The following is a 22,501-nucleotide window of genomic DNA, read 5'->3' as shown; positions in this document are numbered from 1 at the left end:
ATTTTATTATTAAGATTATAGCATATTAGCGTATTCTTATAAAAGTATTCTATCAAATCTCATCAGAATATATATATGAAAAATCAAGAAAAGGAAATAACCAATGTTTCTAGACGTAAGTTTTTAGCAAGTGCAGCTACATTGTCGGCATTTATGATTGTGCCACGCTTTGTACTAGGTAAGGGCTTTGTTGCACCCAGTGATAAGATAAATTTAGGTTTTATTGGTACCGGAAAGCAATCGATTACATTGAGAAGAGCGTTTGCTGGCCAAGAGCAAGCGCAGATAGTAGCAGCAAGTGATGTTTACAAAAGAAAACTTGATTTTTTCGCACAAGAAATTAATAAGTTTTATGCTGAGAAAAAGGGTACCACTCAGTATAAAGGTTGCGATGTATACGAAGATTATGAGGAAATTCTCCAAAGAAAAGATATCGATGCTGTAGTCATCATTACGCCAGACCATTGGCATGCCGTACAAGCAGTTGCAGCAGCTAAAGCAAGTAAAGATATTTATTGCGAAAAACCATTATCGCTCACTATTGAAGAGGGAAGAGCCATGGTAAATGCAACACGTAAATATAATCGTGTTTTTCAAACAGGAAGTATGCAGCGCTCTTGGGATGAGTTTAGGCAAGCAGTTGCTTTAATTAGAGGTGGTTATATTGGTGAATTAGAAAATATTAAGGTAAGTGTTGGGCCACCACCGCAGGTTTATAATTTACCTAAAGAAGAAGTACCAGCAGATTTAAACTGGGAAAAATGGTTAGGGCCTAACAAAGACTATAGCCATTTTAATGAAAAATTGAATCCAGATATTAATTCTTTTTGGGCTAAATGGAGAGATTATAAAGAATTTGGTGGCGGTATGGTTTCAGATTGGGGTGCTCACATGTTTGATATCGTACAATGGGCGTTAAATATGGATCATAGCGGACCTGTTGCTGTAACTCCACCAGATGTAAATCATAAATTCTTAACTTTTGAATATGCTAATGGTTTAAAAATGACGCATGAGAATTTTGGGATTAACAATGCCATTCAGTTTAAGGGCAAAGAAGGTACTATTGTTGTGCAACGAAAAAAGTTAGAAATTAACCCATCATCATTACAGAATAAGGAAATTGATACTAAGAGCCTAGGTATTTATCATAGTACCAACCATTATCAAGATTTTTTAGATGCGATCAAAAATAGAAGTAAACCTATTTGCGATGTAGAAATAGGGCACAGAACTGCTAGCGTTTGTAATATAGCAAACATTGCTTACGAACTCAAAAGACCCTTGAAATGGAATCCTGAAAAGGAGTTTTTTATAAATGATCAAGAAGCGAATGAATTAAGAGGTAGAGCTTTTAAAAAAGGATTTAAATTAACTTAAATTTAGCCGCTAACTTTATGGAGGACGCCGTTAACAGTTACTTCAATCTTTTCGCCAATAGGCTTTGTTAAGATTTTTGGAGGCTCGATTTTAAAATCTCTAGTATTTAATATAAAAGAACTGTTAACACTTAATTGATTCTTTTGAATGGTGATTTTGCATGGTATTACTTGATTAACTTCAACGCCATGTAGGTTAAATTTACCTTCTATGTAAATAACGTAAGTACCATCAGGTTTATCAGATAAATTATCTTTAAAACTACCTTTAAAGCTTGCTAATGGATGTTTATCACTTTCTATGTACTTCTCATTAAAATGCTGTTGCATTAAAGCCTTTTTAAAGCTAAAAGAAGTCATTTGTATAGTTACCTTAACTTCCTTACGTTTTAAATCAAAGCTTGCATTTGCATAATTGGTAAGTGCATCAATATCGGCAACAGGTGCGGCAGCAAAAAAATGAACAGATAATTTATCAGTTTTAAAAATTTGTCCTTTTGTTTGGAGATTTAAAAAAATGATAAAGAAAAAGAGAACGTTATATTTCATAAAGTGATGATTTCTTAGACAAGATAAATACATTTAGCTTATGATTAAAGTTTTAAAAGAAAGCATATTTATTATATTTGAATCATGAATCATTTAATTGCACCATCTATTTTATCTGCAGACTTTGCTCATCTTAAACAAGATATTTTAATGCTTAATCATAGTGAAGCAGATTGGATACATGTAGATGTTATGGATGGCGTTTTTGTACCTAATATCTCTTTTGGTTTTCCGGTAATTGCAGCAGTTAAAAATTATGCATTAAAACCTTTAGATGTGCATTTGATGATTACCAATCCAGACCGTTATCTGGAAGATTTCCAAAAAGCAGGCGCCAATGTTATTACTGTCCATTATGAAGCTTGCAATCATTTGGATAGAACCATCCATAAAATTAAAGAATTAGGTTGTAAAGCAGGTGTTGCAATTAATCCTCATACGCCGGTTTCTTTATTAGAGAATGTGATAGAAGAACTGGACCTAGCTTTAATCATGACGGTTAATCCGGGTTTTGGCGGACAAAAATTTATTACAAATAGTTACCAAAAAATACAGCAGTTAAGGGCAATAGCTCATGAGAAAAATCCTGACTTGTATATAGAAGTTGATGGTGGCGTAAGTAATCATAATTCTTTAGCTTTATTAAAAGCAGGTGCCAATGTGCTGGTAGCAGGTAATGCTATTTTCGCTGCTGAAGACCAATTGCATGCTATTGCAGAATTAAAACGTATATCTCCTGATACTTTCCATGCGTAGTTTTCTTCTGGCGATACTTTTAGGGTTCTCTACAAATATTTTTGCACAGCAAACCTTAAGGCTTTCTGGGAAAATAAGTAATGCACAATCAGAATCTTTAAGTGGTGTAGAAATTAGTGTTAAAGATGCTGATATCAAAAAGATATCTAACATTAAAGGAGAATATAACATCAATCTAAAGCCCGGAACTTATACTTTAATCTTTTCATTATCAGGGTACAATACAAATATTTCTAATCTTAAATTAGAGAAAAATACAATACTTAATGTTGTTTTGGTGAAAGATAAACAAATGCTTGATGTAGTTGTGGTAAACGACCAAAGTACTAGGATAGAAGGAATGACCAGTATAAATGCCCGTAATTTTGAGCTATCTCCCAATGTTGCTCAAAGTTTTGAGGCAATGTTGAAACAGCTACCAGGTGTCTCAACCAATAACGAATTAAGCTCTCAATACTCTGTACGTGGAGGTAATTTTGATGAGAACCTCATTTATATCAATGATGTAGAAATTTTTAAACCTTATTTAGTTCGAAATGGCCAACAAGAAGGTTTAAGTTTAATTAACCCTGATTTAATCTCTAATGTTAAATTTTCTGCCGGAGGTTTCTCAGCTCGTTATGGCGATAAGCTATCATCCGTTTTAGACGTAAATTATAAAACAAGAGATACGGCAGCAAGTGTTATCAGTGTGGGTACTAATGGTTTGTCTGCAAGTACTTTCTTTGTACAAAAGAAGTTTAATGTAGCCTTAAGTTTTAGAAATAAGAGAAACAGATTTGTGCTTAATGCCCAACCTGTTATAGGCAGCTACGACCCACGTTTTTATGATTTGCAAACCCTTGTCAATTACAAAGTAAATTCACGTTTAAATGTAGAATTTTTAGGTATTGCCAACAGCAGCGAGTTTAGTTTGTTGCCGCAATCCAGAGAAACTACTTTTGGTACTTTACAGCAAACTTTAAGATTAAGGGTAAATTATGAGGGGCAGGAGATAGACCAATATACCAACTTAGTGGGAGCGCTTACTTTTAATTATAAGCTTAACGATAAAGCCAAGTTAAAATGGATAAATTCTGCTTTTATCATGTCTGAAAGAGAGAACTTTGATATAACTGGTTCTTATTTATTTGATGAAGTAGAAACTGATTTTTTAGGAGGCGGTTTTGGTAACGTGGTAACAAACCGTGGTATAGGTGCTTTTCAAGATTATGGCAGAAACCAAATGGATGCCCGTGTTTTAGCTAGTGATATCAAATATTATTTTTCTAAAAATAACACCCACTGGGAAACCAGTTTAAGATTTCAGCTAGACTATATCAAAGATGAACTTTTAGAGTTTAATTATTTAGATTCTGCAGGTTATACCTTGCCAAATGATAATACGACTGGTTTTCCGCTGTTTGATTATCGTAATGCAAGCAATACCTTAACTACTAACAGGATTTCAGGATATATCTTAAATACATCAGATATTGGCGAGCATTTTATTTTAGCAAGTGGCTTAAGGTTTAATTATAATAGTTTCACCAAAGAGTTTTTACCTAGTCCAAGGTTGGTATTAACCTATAATCCTAAAAAGGAAAAAGATATTATTTACAGATTTGCTAGTGGTTATTACGTTCAAACGCCTTTTTATAGAGAGCTAAGAGGTTTTGATGGTCAGATAAATTCAGATGTTAAATCGCAAAAGTCTTTACATTTCATTGCTTCATCAGATTATAAATTTAAATCTTTAGGAACCAATTTGAGGTTCAATACCGAAGTTTACTACAAAGCCTTATTACAACTTACACCTTACGAGTTAGAAAACCTTCGAGTAAGGTACAATGCTGGTTTAACCTCAAAAGGATATGCTGCTGGTTTAGATTTTTCAATCAGTGGCGAGTTTGTGCGGGATTTAGAATCCTCTTTTAGACTTTCTTTGATGAAAACAGAAGAAGATATCAACGGTGATTCTTTCACCAGAACAGATGCCAATGGAAATCAGCAAGTTGTTTTTCCAGGCTTTATCAAAAGACCAACAGATCAACGTGTAAACTTTTCGATATTTTTTCAGGATAGGTTATTCAACAGCCCAACTTATAAAGTTCATTTAAGTTTACTATATGGTTCCAGATTACCAAGTTGGCCACCTAGAACCAATAACTTTACTACAAATTTCACTATACCACCGTACAGAAGAGTAGATATTGGTTTTTCTAAAGATATTTTGGATAAAGAAAGTATCAGAAGATTTAAATGGTTTGATACCTATTTCAATTCTTTCATCGTTTATGCAGAAGTATTTAACTTGCTCAATATCAATAATACAGTTTCTTACTTATGGTTAACAGATGTTAATAATAATCGTTACGCAATTCCTAATTTTTTAACATCTAGACAGCTAAATTTTAAGATTATTGCAAAATTTTAAATTTACCCGTTAGAAACGTTTTATTGTTTTAAATTTGAAGCTTAAAACATCAGTAATAAACAGTGGAACTAAATTTTAAACATCTTAATCAAAACAGTGTTTAATTTTAATTATTACATAAGAAACCAAACAAACAACTCAAACAAATGAAACATAATTTTGGCGCTGGTCCATGTATTTTACCACAAGAAGTATTCAAACAAGCTTCACAAGCAGTATTAAATTTTAACGATACAGGGCTTTCTATTTTAGAAATATCACATCGTAGTAAAGAGTTTATTGCCGTATCAGAAGAAGCTATTAAAATCGTAAAGGAATTAATGAATGTGCCAGCAGGTTACTCGGTTCTTTTCTTACAAGGTGGTGCAAGTTTACAGTTTGCCATGGTAGCTATGAATTTACTTCAAGAAGGTAAAAAAGCTGCTTATTTAGAGACCGGAGTTTGGGCTAAAAAAGCTATAAAAGAAGCTAAATTATTTGGTGAGGTAGAGATTGTAGCCTCTTCAAAAGATGCCAATTTTAATTTCATCCCTAAAGGATATACCATTCCAGAGGATGCGGCTTATTTCCATATTACCTCTAACAATACCATTTACGGTACAGAGCTTTTTGATATTCCAAAAACCAATGTTCCTGTAGTTTGCGATATGTCTTCTGATATTTTTAGCAGAGAGATAAACTTTGCAGATTTTGATTTGATATACGCTGGTGCTCAAAAAAATATTGGTCCGGCTGGAGCAACTTTAGTGATTGTAAAAGACGAGATTTTAGGTAAAGTTAACAGAACTATTCCTTCTATGTTAGACTATAAAGTACATATCGAAGGAGAGTCTATGTACAATACGCCACCAGTTTTCTCTATTTATGTTTCTTTATTGAACTTAAAATGGTTAAAATCTAAAGGCGGTATTGCGGCTATCGAAAAAGAAAATATTGCTAAAGCTGAGGCTTTATATCAAGAAATTGATAGAAACCCATTCTTTAAAGGAACAGCAGCCGTTGAAGACCGTTCTAGAATGAACGTTTGCTTTGTGATGGAAAATCCAGAATTAGAGAAAGATTTCTTAAAACTTGCAGAAGAAAAAGGTTGTGTAGGTATCAAAGGACATAGAAGTGTTGGTGGTTTTAGAGCATCTATTTACAATGCTTTACCTATTACAAGCGTTCATGTATTGATAGAGGCTATGCAAGAATTTGCTGAAAAGCATAAATAAAATAGATTTGAGATGTTAGATAAAAGATTTGAGATTCTTAATTAGTCTCAGATATTATTGCTAACATCTCAATACTTACATCTTAAAACTCAAATCTTAAATAAAAACAACATGAGAATCTTAGCAAATGATGGTATAGATCCAATAGGAAAAAAACTACTGGAAGAAGCCGGAATTGAAGTTGACACCCAAAACATCCCACAAGAAGAATTAGCTTCTAAATTAAATGCTTATGATGGTATCACAGTAAGAAGTGCAACCAAAGTAAGAAAAGAGCTTATTGACGCTTGTCCTAATATTAAAGTTATTGGTCGTGGTGGTGTTGGTATGGATAATATTGATGTAGAATATGCAAGAAGCAAAGGAGTTGCAGTAGTGAACACGCCAGCATCTTCATCATTATCTGTTGCTGAGTTGGTATTTACTCACCTTTTTAATGGTGTAAGATTTGTTTACGATGCTAACCGTAAAATGCCTGTTGAAGGAGCTACTCAATTTAATAACCTTAAAAAAGCTTATGCAAAAGGTAGCGAATTAAGAGGTAAAAGCATTGGTATTATAGGTTTTGGTAGAATTGGTCGTGAGACAGCTAAAGTTGCTTTAGGTTTAGGTATGGATGTTTTAGCTTATGATTTAAGTGATGTACCTGCCTCTTTAACCTTAGAGCTTTCTGGAAATATTAAAGTAGAAGTTCCGGTTAAAAAAGTAAGTTTAGAAGAGTTAATTTCTCAAGCTGATTTTATCAGTATCCATACACCTTTTATAGAAAAACCACTTTTAGGTAAAGAGGAGTTTGAGAAAATGAAAAAAGGCGTTGGAATAGTAAACTGCTCTAGAGGTGGTACTATAGATGAAGAAGCTTTAATTGAAGCGCTTGATAGTGGTAAAGTTGCTTTTGCTGGTTTAGATGTTTTTGATAACGAACCAACACCTAGAACTGCTATTTTACAACATCCAAAAATCTCTTTAACTCCACATATTGGTGCTTCAACTAACGAGGCGCAAGAAAGAATAGGGGTAGAGCTTGCTAATTTGGTTATCGACGTTTTAAAAGGGTAAAATTTTATAATGACACAGATAGATAGGTCGGATGTTTTTAAAACATCTGGCCTTTTTTATTTTTAAGCTTTTGGAGCTTGTTTAATTAAAGCATCAATAACTAAACTTCCGTTAGGGAAATTTCCCTGTAAATCAAATATTCTTTTTTTGCCTCGCTTAGATCTTATGATGAGATATGGAGCATTTACACGAGGACTTTCGGCAATAGCTGTTATACCGTCATAATAAGTAATGGTTGGTGCAAAATCAGAAGCATTCCAGATTTTTGTATGCTTATATTTTAGAAAATGCCAAGTAATAATTTTAACTTTTTTATCCGGTAATACTTCGAGTATTAAAACATACCTATTGCTTAACCATAAGATGGCAGCTAATAAGATATTTGCCAAGAGAAAAAAGATAATCTGCCACACTCTTGCTGTAAAAGTTGATGAATAATGCTTTAAAATTTCTTCTTCTGAAATTGTAACTGTTAAATAAGTGGTGAAGATGCTTGATAGTAAACAAACCAAAAGAACGAAATGAAGTGTGGGCGCTCTTTTGGATTTGAAAACTAATACAGGCTTAGGTTGGTTCCAAATATTTTCACTAAGTTTCTTTTGTTGATAGGCTTCTTTATGGGTGTCTTTCATCAGAAGTAATTCAATTATAATTTTGTTTTAGCTTCTTCATGACCTTTATCAGCGGCTTTTTTGAACCATTTTTTTGCTTCTTCTTCATCAGCATTTAGGCCAAGCCCCTCTTGATAGATTAAACCTATTTGATACATAGCTTCTTTATTTCCTTTATCGGCAGCTTTTTTAAACCATAATATGGCATCGTTGTGATTTTGTTTTGTCAAATTTAAAAAACCTAATAATTCCATACCGTCTGCAATTCCTTTTTGTGCAGCAATTTGATAGCAATTTTTAGCTTCTTCATACAAATCATTATTTTGATAAATGATACCTAAGGCTATAAGTGCGTAGCTATAATTATTCTGAATAGCTTTTTTATACCAGTTAATGGCTTTTGCATAATCTTGGTCTCGGCCTTGCCCATTTTCAAACATATAAGCTAAATGGTGCATGGCTTCTGCATTGCCTTTGTTTGCAGCTTTTTCATACCAAGTAAAAGCTTCATCCCATAATTCTTTTGAGGATGCTAAATTTCCACTCTTTAGTTCAGCTTGTCCTTTTTCTTGCGCAAAACTATATGAAGTAATAAAATAGAAGATACTAATAAAAAGAAAGTTTTTAAGCTTCATATTAATAATGGTATCCTTTTCCTTGGCATAATGAACATTTACTTGCTACACTTTTGTAAGTATTATGTGTTGTAGTAGTGGTAATTTTCTTATCGCCACTTATGGTACTACCTGTCTTATAAGTTACATCTGTGGTGGTATAAGAGCCTGATTTTACAGCATTATAAACATTACCAGAACTGTTACAAACATTACATTTTTTTCTGAATGGTTCATCGCTTTCATTACGTAAAACGGTAATCATACTATTTACTGGTGCACCTTGTGCTGAGGAATAAAATATTTTATCGTTGGCATAAAAGCCACTTAGGGTTCTTATGGCCACAACTTTTTTAACACCACCTACCATGAAAACGGTACCTTCTCTTAGAGGGTCTTTAAATAATTCTGCATTATCTTTAAGTATTGCTGACGCTCCGGTTTTTTGTTGTTCTGTAGCGTAAGGACTATCTATAATCATTTTAGTAAATATTGCTCTTCTGAAAGGATTAGCTTGTTTGCCGTAACCATAATATCCAACTAGATAGAATAAAGATGGAATGTGATGATTATTATTTTCCAATATTTTAACTCCTTTTGAGTCTTCCTTACGTTCTATTAGATATTTACCATATTCAAAAGCCGCATCGGTATGCTTTAATTTTAATGCTTGTTCGTAATAAATATCTGCTTTAGTAATGTCTTTTTGTTTTTGATAATTCTTGGCTATTAAAAATTCTTTTCCTCCTTCTTGAGCTAGTGTTTCTGATAAATAATTAATCTGAAGTGATTTTACTGGGGATGTCTTTAAAAAATTTAAAGCTTTATCGGGTTTTAATTGGGCAATATATATGTTAGCAGTTTCTTCAACTGCGGTAGAGTCTGATTTTTGAATTCCTTTCTGGAACCATGCTAAGGCTTTGGTGGTATCTATATTTCTACCTTCACCTGTTAGATATGCTTTAGCTATCGCTAAAATGCTTTTTATATCACCAGCATCTGCATTTTTTTGCATTTCATCCAATTTTTTACTTTGTGATGCAAATTTTAATTGTGGATGTGCTTCTATGTATCTGGGTTCTTTAGCTAAACTGTCTAATTTATATTGAGCAGCTTTATATCCTTTATTTAGTGCTATATTATAGTGTTTTTTAGATAAACTCCAATAAGTACTGTCTAATTTTATAAGTAAGATTTTTGTATTAGGTAGCATTTGGTTAGCTATATCAAATTCTAATTCTCCGTTATCTGGGTTTAGTTTTCCTTTACTATCTACTAAATATTTTTTCTTATTATAAATAACGGTTATGGTTTCGTCTTTTAAAACTTTTTGTAAGCTTTCTACTGGGAATCTTTCGTTGGTAATTTCTTTTAAATCAGGATTAAGAACACCTTCAAATCTTCTAAAGCCTTTATCGTTTTCTACTTTAGCGTAGGCAAAATATCCGTTACCCAAATATCTAAGTATATTAAAATTAAAAGGAGTTATAAGCTGATGATCTCGGGTTGCAATAGCAAGTTGAATTGCAGAACCTGTTTTTTGTCCTACTATAATGTAATTTGTACCTCCGCATATACCAATACTTTGATAAGTGGGCGGGATAAGTATTTTACCGGTCTTATCCATCAACCCAAATTTACCTTCTTTTCTAGGCGCATAAACGGCAACACCATCCATAAATTTATAAGGACTTTCACAAATAAAATCGGTTAACTGAACTCCTTCCTTATTAAAATATGCCCACTGATGATTATTACCTTTGATGGCAAAAGTATTTTCATTTGTGCTAGTAATATCCCAAATACCACTCTTCTTAGGGTTAATAGTTGCCGTAATCTCTTTTTTCTCGTTTAAAACAACTGCTTTATCAAAATTACTGGCTACACTATAACCATCTTCAAGCTTTATCAAAGTTTTAAACTTAGAAGCATCGTATTTTTGTGCTAAAAGTGGATGGTTACTAATTAAAAATGCTATAGTAACATTAAAAAATATTTTTTTGTAGTTATTCATGTTAATTACATGTTGTTACTTGTTGTGTAATATTAATATTTTCTGTGCTTATAGTCAAGTCTTCTGTTCCGTTAAAAGTAATGGTGTGCTGCAAAAAAGTTCCTCCTAATGTAACTGACGGAGTTTTAAAAGCTAAATTTTCTAATTTTATGTAAGTTGGCATTGTAGCTACTTTACAGGCTGGTTTTTGCATGTCTATCCATTCTACTGTTAATCTGTTAGCTATCAAATCATATTTTAGCATAGTAGCCATATTATTATCAAAGGAAATGGCAGAGCCGTTTATGTTTGCTGGTAAACTTACCTTATGTTTTAATTCAAGATTTTTATCAAAAATAAGTACATCTTTAGTTTTAATATTAGTGGCTAGTTCTATAGTTGCACTGTAAGAAACACAATAATTTCCTTCTTTATCTCGGTGTACACGAGTTACTTCAAATTGATCTAAGCCATCTTTCATAAGAGCGCTGTTTAATATTTTTCCATCGCCGTCAAACTCAACTATAATAGCTCTTGGAAACAAAGATCCTTGCAAAACATAACCGGTTAAGGCAAAAAATCTATTATCACCAGCATCTAAAATGGTATTTGTAAAAAAGCCGGTAGATGGATTTATGCTTAGCTCGGTAACAACATATTTAATAATAGATAAGTCTGATGTTTTAAGGATGTAAAATCGTAAATGATTGCCACCCATTTGTAGCATGATATGATCTCCAGCTTTAATAATATCTGCTCCGTAAGTCCATCTAGAGCCTAAATCGCCAATGGTTGTATGTTGTAAAACTTCACCGTTTTGAGGGTTAATTTTAAAAAGCATAAAATTACACAATGCCCACAAATGTCCATTAATCAATTTAATGGTTCGTGGAGTTACATCTGCAGGCACAGCATAAATGCCTATGGTTAATTTTATTTTTTTTGCCCAGATGATGTTCCCGTCGGCATCCATCTTTTTAATACCTAGATTATTTTGGTCTGTTTTGGCAAAAGAATAAATATCGCCATTACTATGTACGTAATCTGAAATTACCTGAAATCTAACTGCTGAGGAGTACTTTTTGATGAGATTTACTTTACGATCTATTGTATTTATTCGAACTAAATAGTTTCCATTGTTAATATCTGAGGCATACAGGTTATTGTTATGTGAGCCTATCCAATCTACAGAGACATTTCTTAAACTCAAAGTTGTAGTACCACTTTTACTTACCGTTGAAGGTGTTTCGTTAGGATTTTCTTCATTCTTAACAATAGTAGATTCTTTTTTATCGCAACTTATTAATCCGATAAACAAAAGAACAAGTGTAAAATATTTCATCATGATATTTTTAAAAACTAAGGAATAGATTTTTTACTTTTAAATAAGCCACGATTTGTACCAACCCAAACATAGTCATCTTGGTCTACAGTAGCACATAACAAATCACCTTGGATATTTTTGTAATTGATAGCTTCTTGTCCGTTATAAAAAAGTCTGTTTGCTTGCGAAACCCAAATACTTTTCTCACCAGTTTTATCTTGCCCGATATGGTAAACTAAACCCGCTTTCCAGTTAGTAGAAATATTAAACCAGCTATTACCACTACCTTTAATGGTAGAGTAATAAGCAGCCAAAATATTGGTTAAACCAGATGTAGAATATTCATAGGTACATAAAGTTGTTTGATCGCTATAGTTTTTGATGTAAAAGCCAGCACAATAGCTAGGCTGTCTAGTTGGTTCTCTATCTAAGATTCTCGAAAAAGAAGGGGTGCGTCTGATAAAGATTTTTCTGCCATCTGGTGTAATGTTTCCAAAGAAACCATCTCTGTAATTAGTTCTTCCAAACGAGGCGTAAACAGATCCGTCTCCATTCCAACTGGCTCTTACAAAATTATGATTAATTAAATCTCTGGTATTGCTAACTTCTGCTTCTGCCTGATAGTTTAAGCTAGAAGTGCCGTTTTTTGGTGTATCATAAACCCAAAATTTAGCACCATAGGCTTCGCCTAAACTATTTCCACCAATAAAAATTTGCTCGGCATTGGGTTTTAAAGCAATACAGTTAATGGTTTGATTATTAATTTTTATTTTTTGCTCCCAAGTTTTACCATTATCATAAGTATAAAATATTCTGTTATCATTATCTAATAATGCTCCTAAACCGTTTTGGGTAAATACAACATCTTTATACGACCAATTACCTGGTGTAATGGTGATTTGCTCAAAATCAGCATCTTGAAGCCATGTTTCAAGAAGAGCTGCTCTAGAATTGTTTAGAGGGGCTGAAACATTCTCTGTTTTAGTGCAGGAAAATAGTATTAGAAAAAAAATTAATACAGGAGTGTAGAGAAACTTCATATCAATTAAATTTAACGATATAAAGTTAGTTATTTAACCAGTTTCTCTTATACGAAGAATTTCGTATTTAATTAATCTAGGGCTTTTAGCAACACCCAATAGCGGTAGCCTGTTAAGGCCTGCTCAAACTTGCTTAGTTTAGATGGGTCTTTTTGATATAAGCTGGGTAGTACAAGCTTATTCACTTTGTTAAGGAACCTAAAGAATTTCTTCTTCATAACATCTTTTTAAGGTTTAAAGCTCAAATATCATTCCTTTTTCTGGTATTAAAGCTTCATATCCATCATTTTTTAGAGCACTTTGTAAGGCCAACATACTCTCTTGCTCGCCATGCACCAAGAATATTTTCTTTAAGCTTTCTTTTGGGATGGCTTTAATATACTCCATAATGCCGTTGTGGTCTGCATGTCCGCTTAGTTGGTCTGTTTTTTTGATGGTAGCAAAAACAGATAAATCACGCCCTCTTAACCGCACTACGGCGTCGCCTCTGAGTAAACGATAACCTAAAGTATTTTTAGCACAATAGCCGATGAATAGGATGGTAGCATAAAAATTTTGGATATTATAGAAAAGGTGATCTTGTATTCTACCGCCTTCTAGCATTCCGGCTGATGAGATGATGATACAAGGCTCAAAATGGTTAGAAATCTCTTTACTTTCTTTAAGCTCTTTTACATAAGATAAATTAGCGAATTCAAACTCATCGCCATTTTTTTGGTAAAAAGATCGGGCATCTTCGTTTACATAACGCTGATGTTTCCGATAGATATCAGTAGCCATGATTGCCATTGGACTATCTACAAATACAGGTACCGGTGGTAATAGGTTTTTAGAGAATATTTTATTGAGCGTGTAAACCAAAGATTGAGTTCTGCCTACACTAAAAGCCGGAATAATTAAACGACCAGGTTGGTTAATGCAGGTTTCTTTAATTACTTTGATGAGGGTTTCTTCTATGCTTTCTGTAGCGGTATGTAAACGCCCTCCATAGGTTGATTCTGTTACCAGAAAATCTGTTTCTGGTAAATTTTCTGGGTTGATGAGTACTGGATAATTTTTTCTGCCAATATCGCCTGTAAAGGCAATGGTTTTTGTTTTACCGGCCTCTGTTATTTTAAAATGAACTGCTGCAGCACCCAATAAATGCCCTGTAGGGATAAATTGTAGCTCTATATCTTCTCTTATTTGAAAAGGTTTATTAAAGCCAATGGTTACCATCCTATCGGTAGTATCCAATACATGTTTTTGAAGATATAAAGGCTGCTGTTGCTGATGATCTTGATAATGTTTTTTAGAACGTCTCTTAAATGGTTTTTTCTTTAGTTTACCTAAAAATATATTTACAGAGTCTGCCAATAGCAGTTGTGTTAAATCTGCCGTTGGAGGCGTACATAAAATTTGCCCTTCAAAGCCTAATCTTACTAAAGTTGGTAAATTACCTGAGTGATCTATATGTGCATGTGTAAGCACCACTAAATCTATCTCTGATGGTAAAAAGGGAAAATTTATATTTTCTAGTAGGTTAACATCATTTTCATAATCTAAACCACAATCTATCAAGATTTTATAGTTATTTACCTCAAGCAAATGCATGCTTCCGGTAACTTGCTGCGCAGCACCCCAAACAGTTAATTTCATAAATAATAGCTTGCTTTAAATGAGTTTATACTTCAAACTGAAGCGCACTTAAATGCTTGTATAAACCTTCTTCATTCTTAATAAGTTCTTCATGAGAACCACTTTCTACAACTTTACCTTGGTCTAAAACAATAATTTTATTAGCCTCTCTTATGGTTGATAACCTATGGGCAATAATGATGGATGTTCTACCTTTCATTAATATTTCTAATGCTTCTTGAACCAGCCTTTCAGATTCTGAATCTAAAGAAGAAGTGGCTTCATCTAAAATCAGTATTGCAGGGTCTTTTAATAGAGCTCTGGCAATGGCAATTCTTTGTCTTTGTCCGCCTGATAGTTTTACGCCTCTTTCGCCTACTACGGTATCATAACCTTCTGGGAAACCTATAATAAACCTGTGTGCATTGGCTTGTTGTGCAGCTTTGATAATTTCTTCTTTAGTAGCATTTAGCTTACCATAAGCTATGTTTTCTAAAATACTTCCACCAAATAAAATAACATCTTGTGGTACTATGGCTACTTGTTGCCTAATATCGGTTAAAGCATAGTTGTTAGCTGGTTTACCATCAAAAAGTATTTCTCCTTTTTGGGCTTCGTAGAATTTTAAAATTAAACCTGCTATGGTGGATTTACCAGCTCCTGATGGCCCAACAATGGCTATCTTTTCTCCGGCTTGGGCATCAAAAGATATTCCGTTTAAAACAGTAATTTCTTTTCTTGAAGGATAAGCAAACTCTATATCTCTAAAGCTTAAACTACCTTGTATTTTTTGTTTGATTTTATTTTCTGATTCGTGAATAGATATAGCTTCGTTTTTTTCATCTAGTATTTCTAAAACCCTTTCTGATGCGCCAATAGCTTTTTGGATATTAGCGTATAAATCCGGAAAGCTACCCATGGCTGCACCCACAAAAATAGAATAAAGTACATAGGCCAATAAATCTTCCACCTGTAGCGTTCCGCTTTCTACCAAGACAGAGCCATACCAAATAACACCTAAAATAGCTCCAAACAAGCAAAAGATAATAAAAGCAGCGAAACCACCACGGTAATTGGCACCTCTGATAGCAATTTTAACAACCTCTCTTAAGCTTTTATCGTATCTATTAGCTTCATAGGCTTCGTTAACAAAAGCCTTTACATTACCTATACCTTGTAAGGTTTCTTCTACAACCGTATTAGATTTTGCTAGTTTATCTTGTGCATCTCTGGATATTTTTCTGATTTTTTTACCAAAAATAACTCCGGCTAAAACGATGATAGGTAATATAGAAAGGTTAAATAAAGTGAGTTTCCCTGAGGTGATGATTAATAAAGTTATACCACCTATTAATAAAATAACCTGTCTAATAATTTCTGCTAGGGTAGTGGTAATGGTATCTTGTATTTGTGATAAATCTGCTGATATCCTGCTATTCAGTTCGCCTACTCTTCTGTTAGCAAAAAAGTTCATAGGTAAAGTAATCATCTTAAAATAGGTTTCTTTTCTAATATCAGCCAAGGCTTTCTCGGCTACTTCAACAAATAATCTGATTCTGAAAAAAGAAACAAAAGATTGAATAAATAAAATTCCAAAGGCTAAAAAACCAATTTCATTAACAGTTTGAGGTAAGAAGCTATATTCAGATGGATTTCCTTGGGCATTACCAACCATTACTTTTATCAGCGCAGGGAAGGCAAGTGCAGTAATACTGGATAGGAATAAAAAAATCATCCCAACCATAAATTTAGCTTTGTAGGGTTTCAGAAATTTTAATAAACCCGAAATTTTGTTTAAAGACTCCTTATTTATTTTTGCCTTAGGTAACTCGGCTTCTTGTGAACTACTGCTGTTAAATCTGTTTCTTGCCATCTTAAAATGAAAAACGCCGTTAAATTGCTAACGACGTTCAACAAAAATAAGCTTTTAAAGTTTTATTCTATTTGTTCTGGTAAATTTTACGGTATATAAACACTCCAAGTCCTAAAGTAGATATCAAGAGTAAGAAAAATAGTACTTGATAAGAGTGGAGACTGTTTTCTGTTGCTTCGAGCTCATTTTTAATCCTTTCTCTATCGTTTTCTAATTTATTGATGGTACGCATATAAGCTAAATTGCGACTTTCTGATTCTTTAGATTGGTTTAGTACTTTTTCTTGTTCAAAAGTTTTATAATCGAGTAGTGTTTTGGTTTCTTTTAAGATTTCATTGTCAGTTTGGATAATTTCTATCAAAATATCAATGCTTTTTTGCATATCTTTTTTGGTTTTGAAACCAAAAATACCAGTTCTGGCATCTAAGCTTTCTGCATACAAACCAAATTTACTACTTCTGGCATCTAGCATACCGTTTATTTTCTTACGCTGAAGTTGGTACGCTAAACTATCGCTTTGTGTATTGGCAAAAAGGTTGGTGGAATAAAAAATTATTAAAATAAAAAAATATTTCATCATCATTAAGCTTTTAGCATCCATAACGGTATAAAATGCTTTGTATTTTTTTAATGGAACTCAATCCTTATAGTATCGTTAATATGTAAACCTAGTAAACCACTGGCTTTACCTTTATTTATGGCAATTTCTAAGTGGTTAGAGATGCCAAATAAACATAATTTTTCTCCCTCCGGAACTTCATTGTAGTGCCAGCTTAATTGGTTTATAGTTTCATTCCTTTTGAAGGATAAAGTAAAGTTTCTGCCTTTTTGAACTTTTGTAAACAAATCTTTACTAACATTAGTCACCACATTTTGGAAAGAATCTATAAAAATTACACTTCCTTTAATCATGTCTTTTTCTATGACCGGGTGGAGGTGCATTCTTTGCTCTATATTAGCAGTAGGAATACCAATCTCTACAAGTTTTCCGCCTTTAGCAAGGTGGCAAGCCGCTTTTACAAATATATCAGCCAATGGGAAATGTAAAAATTTAAGATCTTGCATGATATTAATCTCTACAATTTCTTCAGGTTTATCCTCAAAAATTAAAGAGAAAATTCCGTTATCAGAACCTACAAAATAATGTCCTTTGTATTTTATGGCAAGGTATTTATTATCTTCACTGTAAACAGTGTCAATACCAATAAGGTGTACAGTACCTTTTGGAAAGTAATTGAAACAATTTTTAAGAATAAAAGCAGCCCTCGAAATATTAAAGGCTTGGATCTCATGGGTGATATCAATTATATTAACGTCAGGTAAAGTACTCAGTATACTTCCTTTTAGGGCAGCCTGATAAAAATCTTTATAACCTAAGTCTGTAGTTAATGTAATAATTGCCATTAAATTTGTGAATATTTATTCTTAATCTTGCATTACAAGAACAATGCTACAAATATTAAATTTTTAATTCAGATAAATATCAGGAACATAAAATCTATAACTTGAACGAACTGAAAATTACCTTAGAATCTGTCAACCCAGCTGTGTTATGGGGACCAAATAATGAATACTTTGAATTGATAAAGCGTTCATTTCCAAAGATTAAAGTTGTTGCAAGAGGCAATGAGCTTAAAGCTTTAGGTGATGAAAGCGAACTGATAAATTTTAATGAAAAAATTTCAGCCATTATCAATCATCTTTATAAATACCAAAATTTATCAACCAATGATATTGAATCGCTTTTAGGGGCAGTTGCTACATCGGCACAAAAAGATGCAATTAAAGAAGGAGGAGATACTCATGCATCTTCATCAGAAGTAATCGTTTTTGGCCCTAACGGCATTATGGTGAAAGCCAGAACAGCTAACCAAAGGAGAATGGTGAGTAGCATCAATACCAATGATGTATTATTTGCGATTGGTCCGGCCGGTACGGGTAAAACCTATACTGCGGTTGCTTTAGCAGTTAGGGCTTTAAAAAATAAAGAAATCAAACGAATTATTCTTACTAGGCCAGCAGTAGAAGCAGGAGAGAACTTAGGCTTTTTGCCTGGAGACTTGAAAGAAAAGATAGACCCTTATTTAAGACCTCTTTATGATGCTTTGGATGATATGATTCCGGCAGAAAAGCTTAAAACATACTTGGAAAACAGAACTATTGAAATTGCACCTTTAGCATTTATGCGTGGCAGAACTTTAGATAACTGCTTTGTTATCTTAGATGAGGCCCAAAACGCTACCGATATGCAGCTAAAAATGTTTTTAACCAGAATGGGGCCAACCGCTAAATTTATTGTTACCGGTGATGTTACCCAGATAGATTTGCCAAAAAAACAACAATCAGGTTTGCATAATGCGCTACGTATCTTAGCTGATATTAAGGGAATAGAAATTATTTATCTGAGTGGTGCCGATGTGGTAAGACATAAATTGGTGAAAAAGATATTAGAAGCTTACGGAGATATTCAATAAGTTAAAAGTAGAAAGTTAAAAGTTATAAGTAGAAAGTTGATAGTTTGGATAAGCTTAATAGAGTATCCATACTAACTACCCCATACCTACTAAAAAGAATGAAAGCAATAAAAGAAACAAAATTTAATCTTCCGGGTCAAACCAATTTTTATAAGGGTAAAGTTAGAGATGTATACACCATTCAGGATAAATATCTGGTGATGGTGGTAAGTGATAGGATCTCTGCTTTTGATGTTGTATTGCCAGAACCTATTCCATTTAAAGGGCAGGTTTTAAACCAAATAGCAGCGAAATTTTTAGCTGCTACACAAGATATAGTTCCAAATTGGGTATTATCAGTTCCAGACCCTAGCGTTACCATAGGTAAAATTTGCGAACCATTTAAAGTTGAAATGGTCATTAGAGGCTATCTTGCTGGGCATGCTGCAAGAGAATATGCTGCGGGCAGAAGAGTCATTTGCGGAGTACAACTACCAGAAGGATTAAAAGAAAACGATAAACTTCCTGAGCCTATTATAACGCCAACAACCAAAGCTGCGGTTGGGCATGATGAAGATATTTCAAGAGAAGAAATCTTGAAGAGAGGTATTGTTTCTGAGGAAGATTACTTACAGTTAGAAGATTATACCCATAAACTTTACCAAAGAGGTACCGAGATTGCGGCCGAGCAAGGTTTGATATTGGTTGATACAAAATATGAATTTGGCAAAGCCGATGGTATAATTCATTTGATTGATGAAATACATACTCCAGATTCTTCAAGATATTTCTACAAAGAAGGATACGAAGAATTACAGGCAGCAGCTAAACCACAAAAGCAACTTTCTAAAGAATTTGTAAGACAGTGGTTAATAGAGAATAATTTTCAAGGTAAGGATGGGCAGGTTATTCCAGAAATGGATGAAGCCAGAATAAATGCTATCTCTGAAAGATATATTGAGTTGTATGAGAAAATTACTGGCGAAGAATTTAAAAAAGCCGCTACAGAGGATATTCATCATCGGGTAGAAAGTCATATTCTTAAAGCATTAACGCAACTTTAAAATAATTTTTTCTTTTTGGCTAAAATTCTATTAAATTACAAGAAATATCAAACGTTATGAAGTTTTCAGTTGATAAACACGAGAAATATGTTTTAATAAAGCTTAATGAGAGCAAATTAAACTCTTTAGTTTCTCCACAATTAAAGTCAGAATTAATTTTAAGCAATACAGAAGGACAAAGAAATATCATCTTAGATATGTCTGGTGTAAAATATGCTGATTCTTCTGGTTTAAGTAGCTTGTTGGTTGGTCATAGGCTTTGCAAAAACGCTGATGGAGTTTTTATTATCACAGGCATCAATGAGGCTGTTTCAAGACTAATCACCATTTCTCAGTTAGATAACGTTATGACCATAGTTCCTAAAGTTGAAGAAGCTATTGATTTGATTTTTATGGAAGAAATTGAGAAAGAATTAAGAAAAGAAATTAAATAGTTTTACCATCCTGTTTCTATGAAGTTTGAGGTTACCATTTTGGGTAGTAGTTCCGCTACGCCTATATTTAGCAGAAACCCAACTTCACAAGTTCTCAATATCAACGAAAGGCTGTTAATGATAGATTGTGGAGAGGGTACACAGCAGCAAATGCTTCGTTATGGTATCAAATATCATAAAATAGAGCATATTTTTATTAGCCATTTACACGGAGACCATTTCTTTGGTTTGGTAGGTTTAATTTCATCTATGAATTTAAATGGAAGAAAAAGACCTTTACATTTATTTGGTCCAGAGAAACTCATGGACATTCTGAACATACAATTTGAACATTCTGATACTCATATTGATTTTCCGATAGCGTTTAAAGCCATTAAGCCGGGCAGTGCAGAGCTCATTTTTGAAACCAACGATTTCACAGTTGAAACCATTCCTTTAAACCATAGGATACCTTGTTCTGGATTTATTTTCAAAGAGAAACAACGTTTAAGAAAAGTTTTAAAAGATAAAGTAGCAGCATTAGAAATCCCTGCTAATTATATTCCTTTACTAAAAAAAGGAATAGATTTTACTGATAAAAATGGTAAAGTACATAAAGCTATGGATTTAACCATTGAAGCCGATGAACCTAAAGCTTATGCTTACTGCTCTGATACAGTTTGCGATTGGACTTATATCAACCATATTTATCATGTAGATACGCTTTATCACGAAGCTACTTTTATGCATGATATGGTAGAAAGGGCAAAAGCTACTTTTCATACAACTTGTCAGGAAGCAGGTGAGGTTGCCAAAAAAGTAGGAGCTAAAAAACTTTTAATAGGTCATTTTTCTGCCAGATACAGAGATTTAAGTCCTTTATTAATTGAAGCTAGGTCGGTTTTTCCAGAGACTTATTTAGCCAATGAAGGTGAAACCTTTGTGATATAACTTTAAAAACTTCTAAAGTCAATTAATTTTCTTGTTTACTTATAAATACTTCAAAATAATATATTGCCGTTATCGGTAAAATTTTGATATTTTTAGATTGTATTTATCTTTTGTTTGCCGATAGGTCTTAGTCTTTCAAATAAATGAAGTATATATCTGTTATTGTTTTTGCAAAAAAATGGAATGTTCCAGAAAGAACTGTTCGTAATTATTGTGCTCTTGGGAAAATAAATGGAGCTTTTTTAACAGGTAAAACATGGAATATACCTGGAAGAAGCTACCTTGCCTCTAAAAGAGAAGAAAAAGAAATTTAGTGATAACCCTTTACTTAATTATCTAAAAGAGCAAAAAGAAATGAAGTTAAAAGGCGGGATTTATCATCGTACGCAGATAGATCTTACTTATAACTCTAACCGTATTGAAGGAAGTAAACTGACTCATGACCAAACGCGATATATTTTTGAAACTAATACAATAGGTGTATCTAAGGAGAGTATTAATATTGATGATATTATTGAAACTACCAATCATTTTAGATGTATTGATTTAATAATTGATAAAGCGAAGACTAAGCTGTCAGAATCTTTTATCAAAGAATTACATTATCTTTTAAAATCAGGTACTTCTGATAGTCAGAAAGATTGGTTTAATGTTGGAGAGTATAAAAAACTACCTAATGAAGTAGGGGGGAATGAAACCTGTCCTCCTAAGGAAGTTGCTGCTAAAATGAGAGCATTATTAAATCATTATCACCTTATTGAAAAAAAAGATTTAAAGGATATTATAGATTTTCATTACCAATTTGAAATTATACATCCTTTCCAAGATGGAAATGGGAGGGTTGGACGTTTAATTAGTCAAGCCTTAAAAAGTCCAATTTAACTTTACAGGGTATAATTTATTGGGATGATCTTGCAGATTTTTTTTGGTCAGTTTATCAAATACCCACATTAGAAGGAGCTGCCATTGTAAAAAGAAGCTGGCAAAAGATGATTTCCATTTATTCATCATCCTTTTGAAGTTAAAAGCAGCAGCAGCAAGCATAATATTGATATTATCGCCCACTATTCCTTTATAAAAGTTGCGGTTTAATCTGTGATCTTGTTTGATGTGTCCGATAATGGGTTCTATGGATGCCCTTTTGCGATGTAACTTTCTAAGTTTATTAGCCTGAT

The 22,501-nt window shown here is 33.1% G+C and carries 23 protein-coding genes; 11 read left to right on the top strand and 12 right to left on the bottom strand.

The genetic code is table 11. From position 1 onward, the window contains the following. The first annotated feature begins 75 nt into the window (after positions 1–75). Complete coding sequence (locus H510_RS0111145) at positions 76–1,380, top strand: Gfo/Idh/MocA family protein (protein ID WP_026904403.1); 1,305 nt, start codon at positions 76–78, stop codon at positions 1,378–1,380. A 2-nt stretch (positions 1,381–1,382) separates the two neighbouring features. On the opposite strand, the gene H510_RS0111140 is transcribed toward H510_RS0111145, so the two are convergent. After that, positions 1,383–1,928, bottom strand: a complete 546-nt coding sequence (locus H510_RS0111140) for a YceI family protein (RefSeq protein ID WP_026904402.1) — start codon at positions 1,926–1,928, stop codon at positions 1,383–1,385. Positions 1,929–2,012: 84 nt separating this feature from the next. On the opposite strand from H510_RS0111140, the gene rpe reads away from it, so the two are divergent. The 4 genes from rpe to H510_RS0111120 all read left to right on the top strand — a co-directional run bounded on the left by rpe (position 2,013) and on the right by H510_RS0111120 (position 7,373). Continuing rightward, positions 2,013–2,684, top strand: a complete 672-nt coding sequence (gene rpe / locus H510_RS0111135; protein WP_026904401.1) for a ribulose-phosphate 3-epimerase — start codon at positions 2,013–2,015, stop codon at positions 2,682–2,684. Then, positions 2,677–5,100 carry a TonB-dependent receptor gene (locus H510_RS0111130; protein WP_026904400.1) on the top strand — a complete coding sequence of 808 codons (2,424 nt, stop codon included), beginning with the start codon at positions 2,677–2,679 and terminating at the stop codon, positions 5,098–5,100. The genes rpe and H510_RS0111130 overlap by 8 nt, the downstream gene beginning before the upstream one ends. Positions 5,101–5,246: 146 nt before the next feature. Beyond that, entirely contained in the window at positions 5,247–6,314 is a 1,068-nt protein-coding gene (gene serC, locus H510_RS0111125; RefSeq protein WP_026904399.1) for a 3-phosphoserine/phosphohydroxythreonine transaminase, read from the top strand. 111 nt (positions 6,315–6,425) lie between these two features. Next, positions 6,426–7,373, top strand: a complete 948-nt coding sequence (locus H510_RS0111120; RefSeq protein ID WP_026904398.1) for a D-2-hydroxyacid dehydrogenase — start codon at positions 6,426–6,428, stop codon at positions 7,371–7,373. A gap of 62 nt (positions 7,374–7,435) precedes the next feature. Here H510_RS0111120 and H510_RS0111115 read toward each other — a convergent pair whose 3' ends face one another. From H510_RS0111115 to H510_RS0111075, 10 genes are all read right to left on the bottom strand, one after another. Further along, on the bottom strand, positions 7,436–8,005 hold the full coding sequence (locus H510_RS0111115) for a hypothetical protein (RefSeq protein WP_026904397.1): 570 nt from the start codon (positions 8,003–8,005) through the stop codon (positions 7,436–7,438). A gap of 14 nt (positions 8,006–8,019) precedes the next feature. Continuing rightward, positions 8,020–8,619: a tetratricopeptide repeat protein gene (locus H510_RS18730; RefSeq protein ID WP_051291159.1), complete on the bottom strand. Its 600-nt coding sequence runs from the start codon at positions 8,617–8,619 to the stop codon at positions 8,020–8,022. Between the two features lies 1 nt (position 8,620). After that, positions 8,621–10,612, bottom strand: a complete 1,992-nt coding sequence (locus H510_RS0111105; RefSeq protein WP_026904396.1) for a tetratricopeptide repeat protein — start codon at positions 10,610–10,612, stop codon at positions 8,621–8,623. A gap of 1 nt (position 10,613) precedes the next feature. Then, a complete protein-coding gene (locus H510_RS0111100; RefSeq protein WP_155977940.1) occupies positions 10,614–11,936 on the bottom strand; it encodes a hypothetical protein in 1,323 nt (440 codons plus the stop codon). A 14-nt stretch (positions 11,937–11,950) separates the two neighbouring features. Beyond that, positions 11,951–12,955: a hypothetical protein gene (locus H510_RS0111095; protein WP_026904394.1), complete on the bottom strand. Its 1,005-nt coding sequence runs from the start codon at positions 12,953–12,955 to the stop codon at positions 11,951–11,953. A gap of 71 nt (positions 12,956–13,026) precedes the next feature. Then, positions 13,027–13,173, bottom strand: a complete 147-nt coding sequence (locus H510_RS20320; protein WP_169449320.1) for a hypothetical protein — start codon at positions 13,171–13,173, stop codon at positions 13,027–13,029. 16 nt (positions 13,174–13,189) lie between these two features. Continuing rightward, the gene (locus H510_RS0111090; RefSeq protein ID WP_026904393.1) at positions 13,190–14,593 is read right to left on the bottom strand and encodes an MBL fold metallo-hydrolase RNA specificity domain-containing protein; all 1,404 of its coding nucleotides are present in this window, start codon (positions 14,591–14,593) and stop codon (positions 13,190–13,192) included. Between the two features lie 25 nt (positions 14,594–14,618). Next, positions 14,619–16,445, bottom strand: coding sequence for an ABC transporter ATP-binding protein (locus H510_RS0111085; protein WP_026904392.1), 1,827 nt, complete (start codon positions 16,443–16,445; stop codon positions 14,619–14,621). A 67-nt stretch (positions 16,446–16,512) separates the two neighbouring features. After that, positions 16,513–17,046 carry a hypothetical protein gene (locus H510_RS0111080; RefSeq protein WP_026904391.1) on the bottom strand — a complete coding sequence of 178 codons (534 nt, stop codon included), beginning with the start codon at positions 17,044–17,046 and terminating at the stop codon, positions 16,513–16,515. A 26-nt stretch (positions 17,047–17,072) separates the two neighbouring features. Then, positions 17,073–17,849 (bottom strand): SAM hydrolase/SAM-dependent halogenase family protein, encoded by a 777-nt coding sequence (locus H510_RS0111075; RefSeq protein ID WP_026904390.1) that lies wholly within the window; start codon positions 17,847–17,849, stop codon positions 17,073–17,075. 101 nt (positions 17,850–17,950) lie between these two features. Here H510_RS0111075 and H510_RS0111070 point away from each other — a divergent pair, with 101 nt between their 5' ends. From H510_RS0111070 to H510_RS18725, 6 genes are all read left to right on the top strand, one after another. Beyond that, a complete protein-coding gene (locus H510_RS0111070) occupies positions 17,951–18,919 on the top strand; it encodes a PhoH family protein (protein WP_026904389.1) in 969 nt (322 codons plus the stop codon). 98 nt (positions 18,920–19,017) lie between these two features. Further along, entirely contained in the window at positions 19,018–19,962 is a 945-nt protein-coding gene (locus H510_RS0111065; protein ID WP_026904388.1) for a phosphoribosylaminoimidazolesuccinocarboxamide synthase, read from the top strand. Positions 19,963–20,018: 56 nt separating this feature from the next. After that, positions 20,019–20,396: an STAS domain-containing protein gene (locus H510_RS0111060; RefSeq protein ID WP_026904387.1), complete on the top strand. Its 378-nt coding sequence runs from the start codon at positions 20,019–20,021 to the stop codon at positions 20,394–20,396. A gap of 18 nt (positions 20,397–20,414) precedes the next feature. Continuing rightward, positions 20,415–21,326, top strand: a complete 912-nt coding sequence (locus H510_RS0111055; RefSeq protein ID WP_026904386.1) for a ribonuclease Z — start codon at positions 20,415–20,417, stop codon at positions 21,324–21,326. Between the two features lie 143 nt (positions 21,327–21,469). Continuing rightward, positions 21,470–21,640 (top strand): hypothetical protein, encoded by a 171-nt coding sequence (locus H510_RS20500; protein ID WP_245584825.1) that lies wholly within the window; start codon positions 21,470–21,472, stop codon positions 21,638–21,640. 40 nt (positions 21,641–21,680) lie between these two features. Further along, positions 21,681–22,208 carry a Fic family protein gene (locus H510_RS18725; RefSeq protein ID WP_245584824.1) on the top strand — a complete coding sequence of 176 codons (528 nt, stop codon included), beginning with the start codon at positions 21,681–21,683 and terminating at the stop codon, positions 22,206–22,208. On the opposite strand, the gene H510_RS20495 is transcribed toward H510_RS18725, so the two are convergent. Then, positions 22,191–22,501 (bottom strand): transposase (locus tag H510_RS20495; protein WP_036691858.1); only part of this gene is annotated, 311 nt, incomplete at its 5' end. The genes H510_RS18725 and H510_RS20495 overlap by 18 nt on opposite strands.

This window comes from Pedobacter glucosidilyticus DSM 23534, from assembly GCF_000425145.1.
Taxonomy (GTDB): Bacteria; Bacteroidota; Bacteroidia; order Sphingobacteriales; family Sphingobacteriaceae; genus Pseudopedobacter; species Pseudopedobacter glucosidilyticus.
The sequence above is the reverse complement of the archived record's forward strand: the minus strand, read 5'-3'. Positions and strand labels throughout refer to the sequence as shown.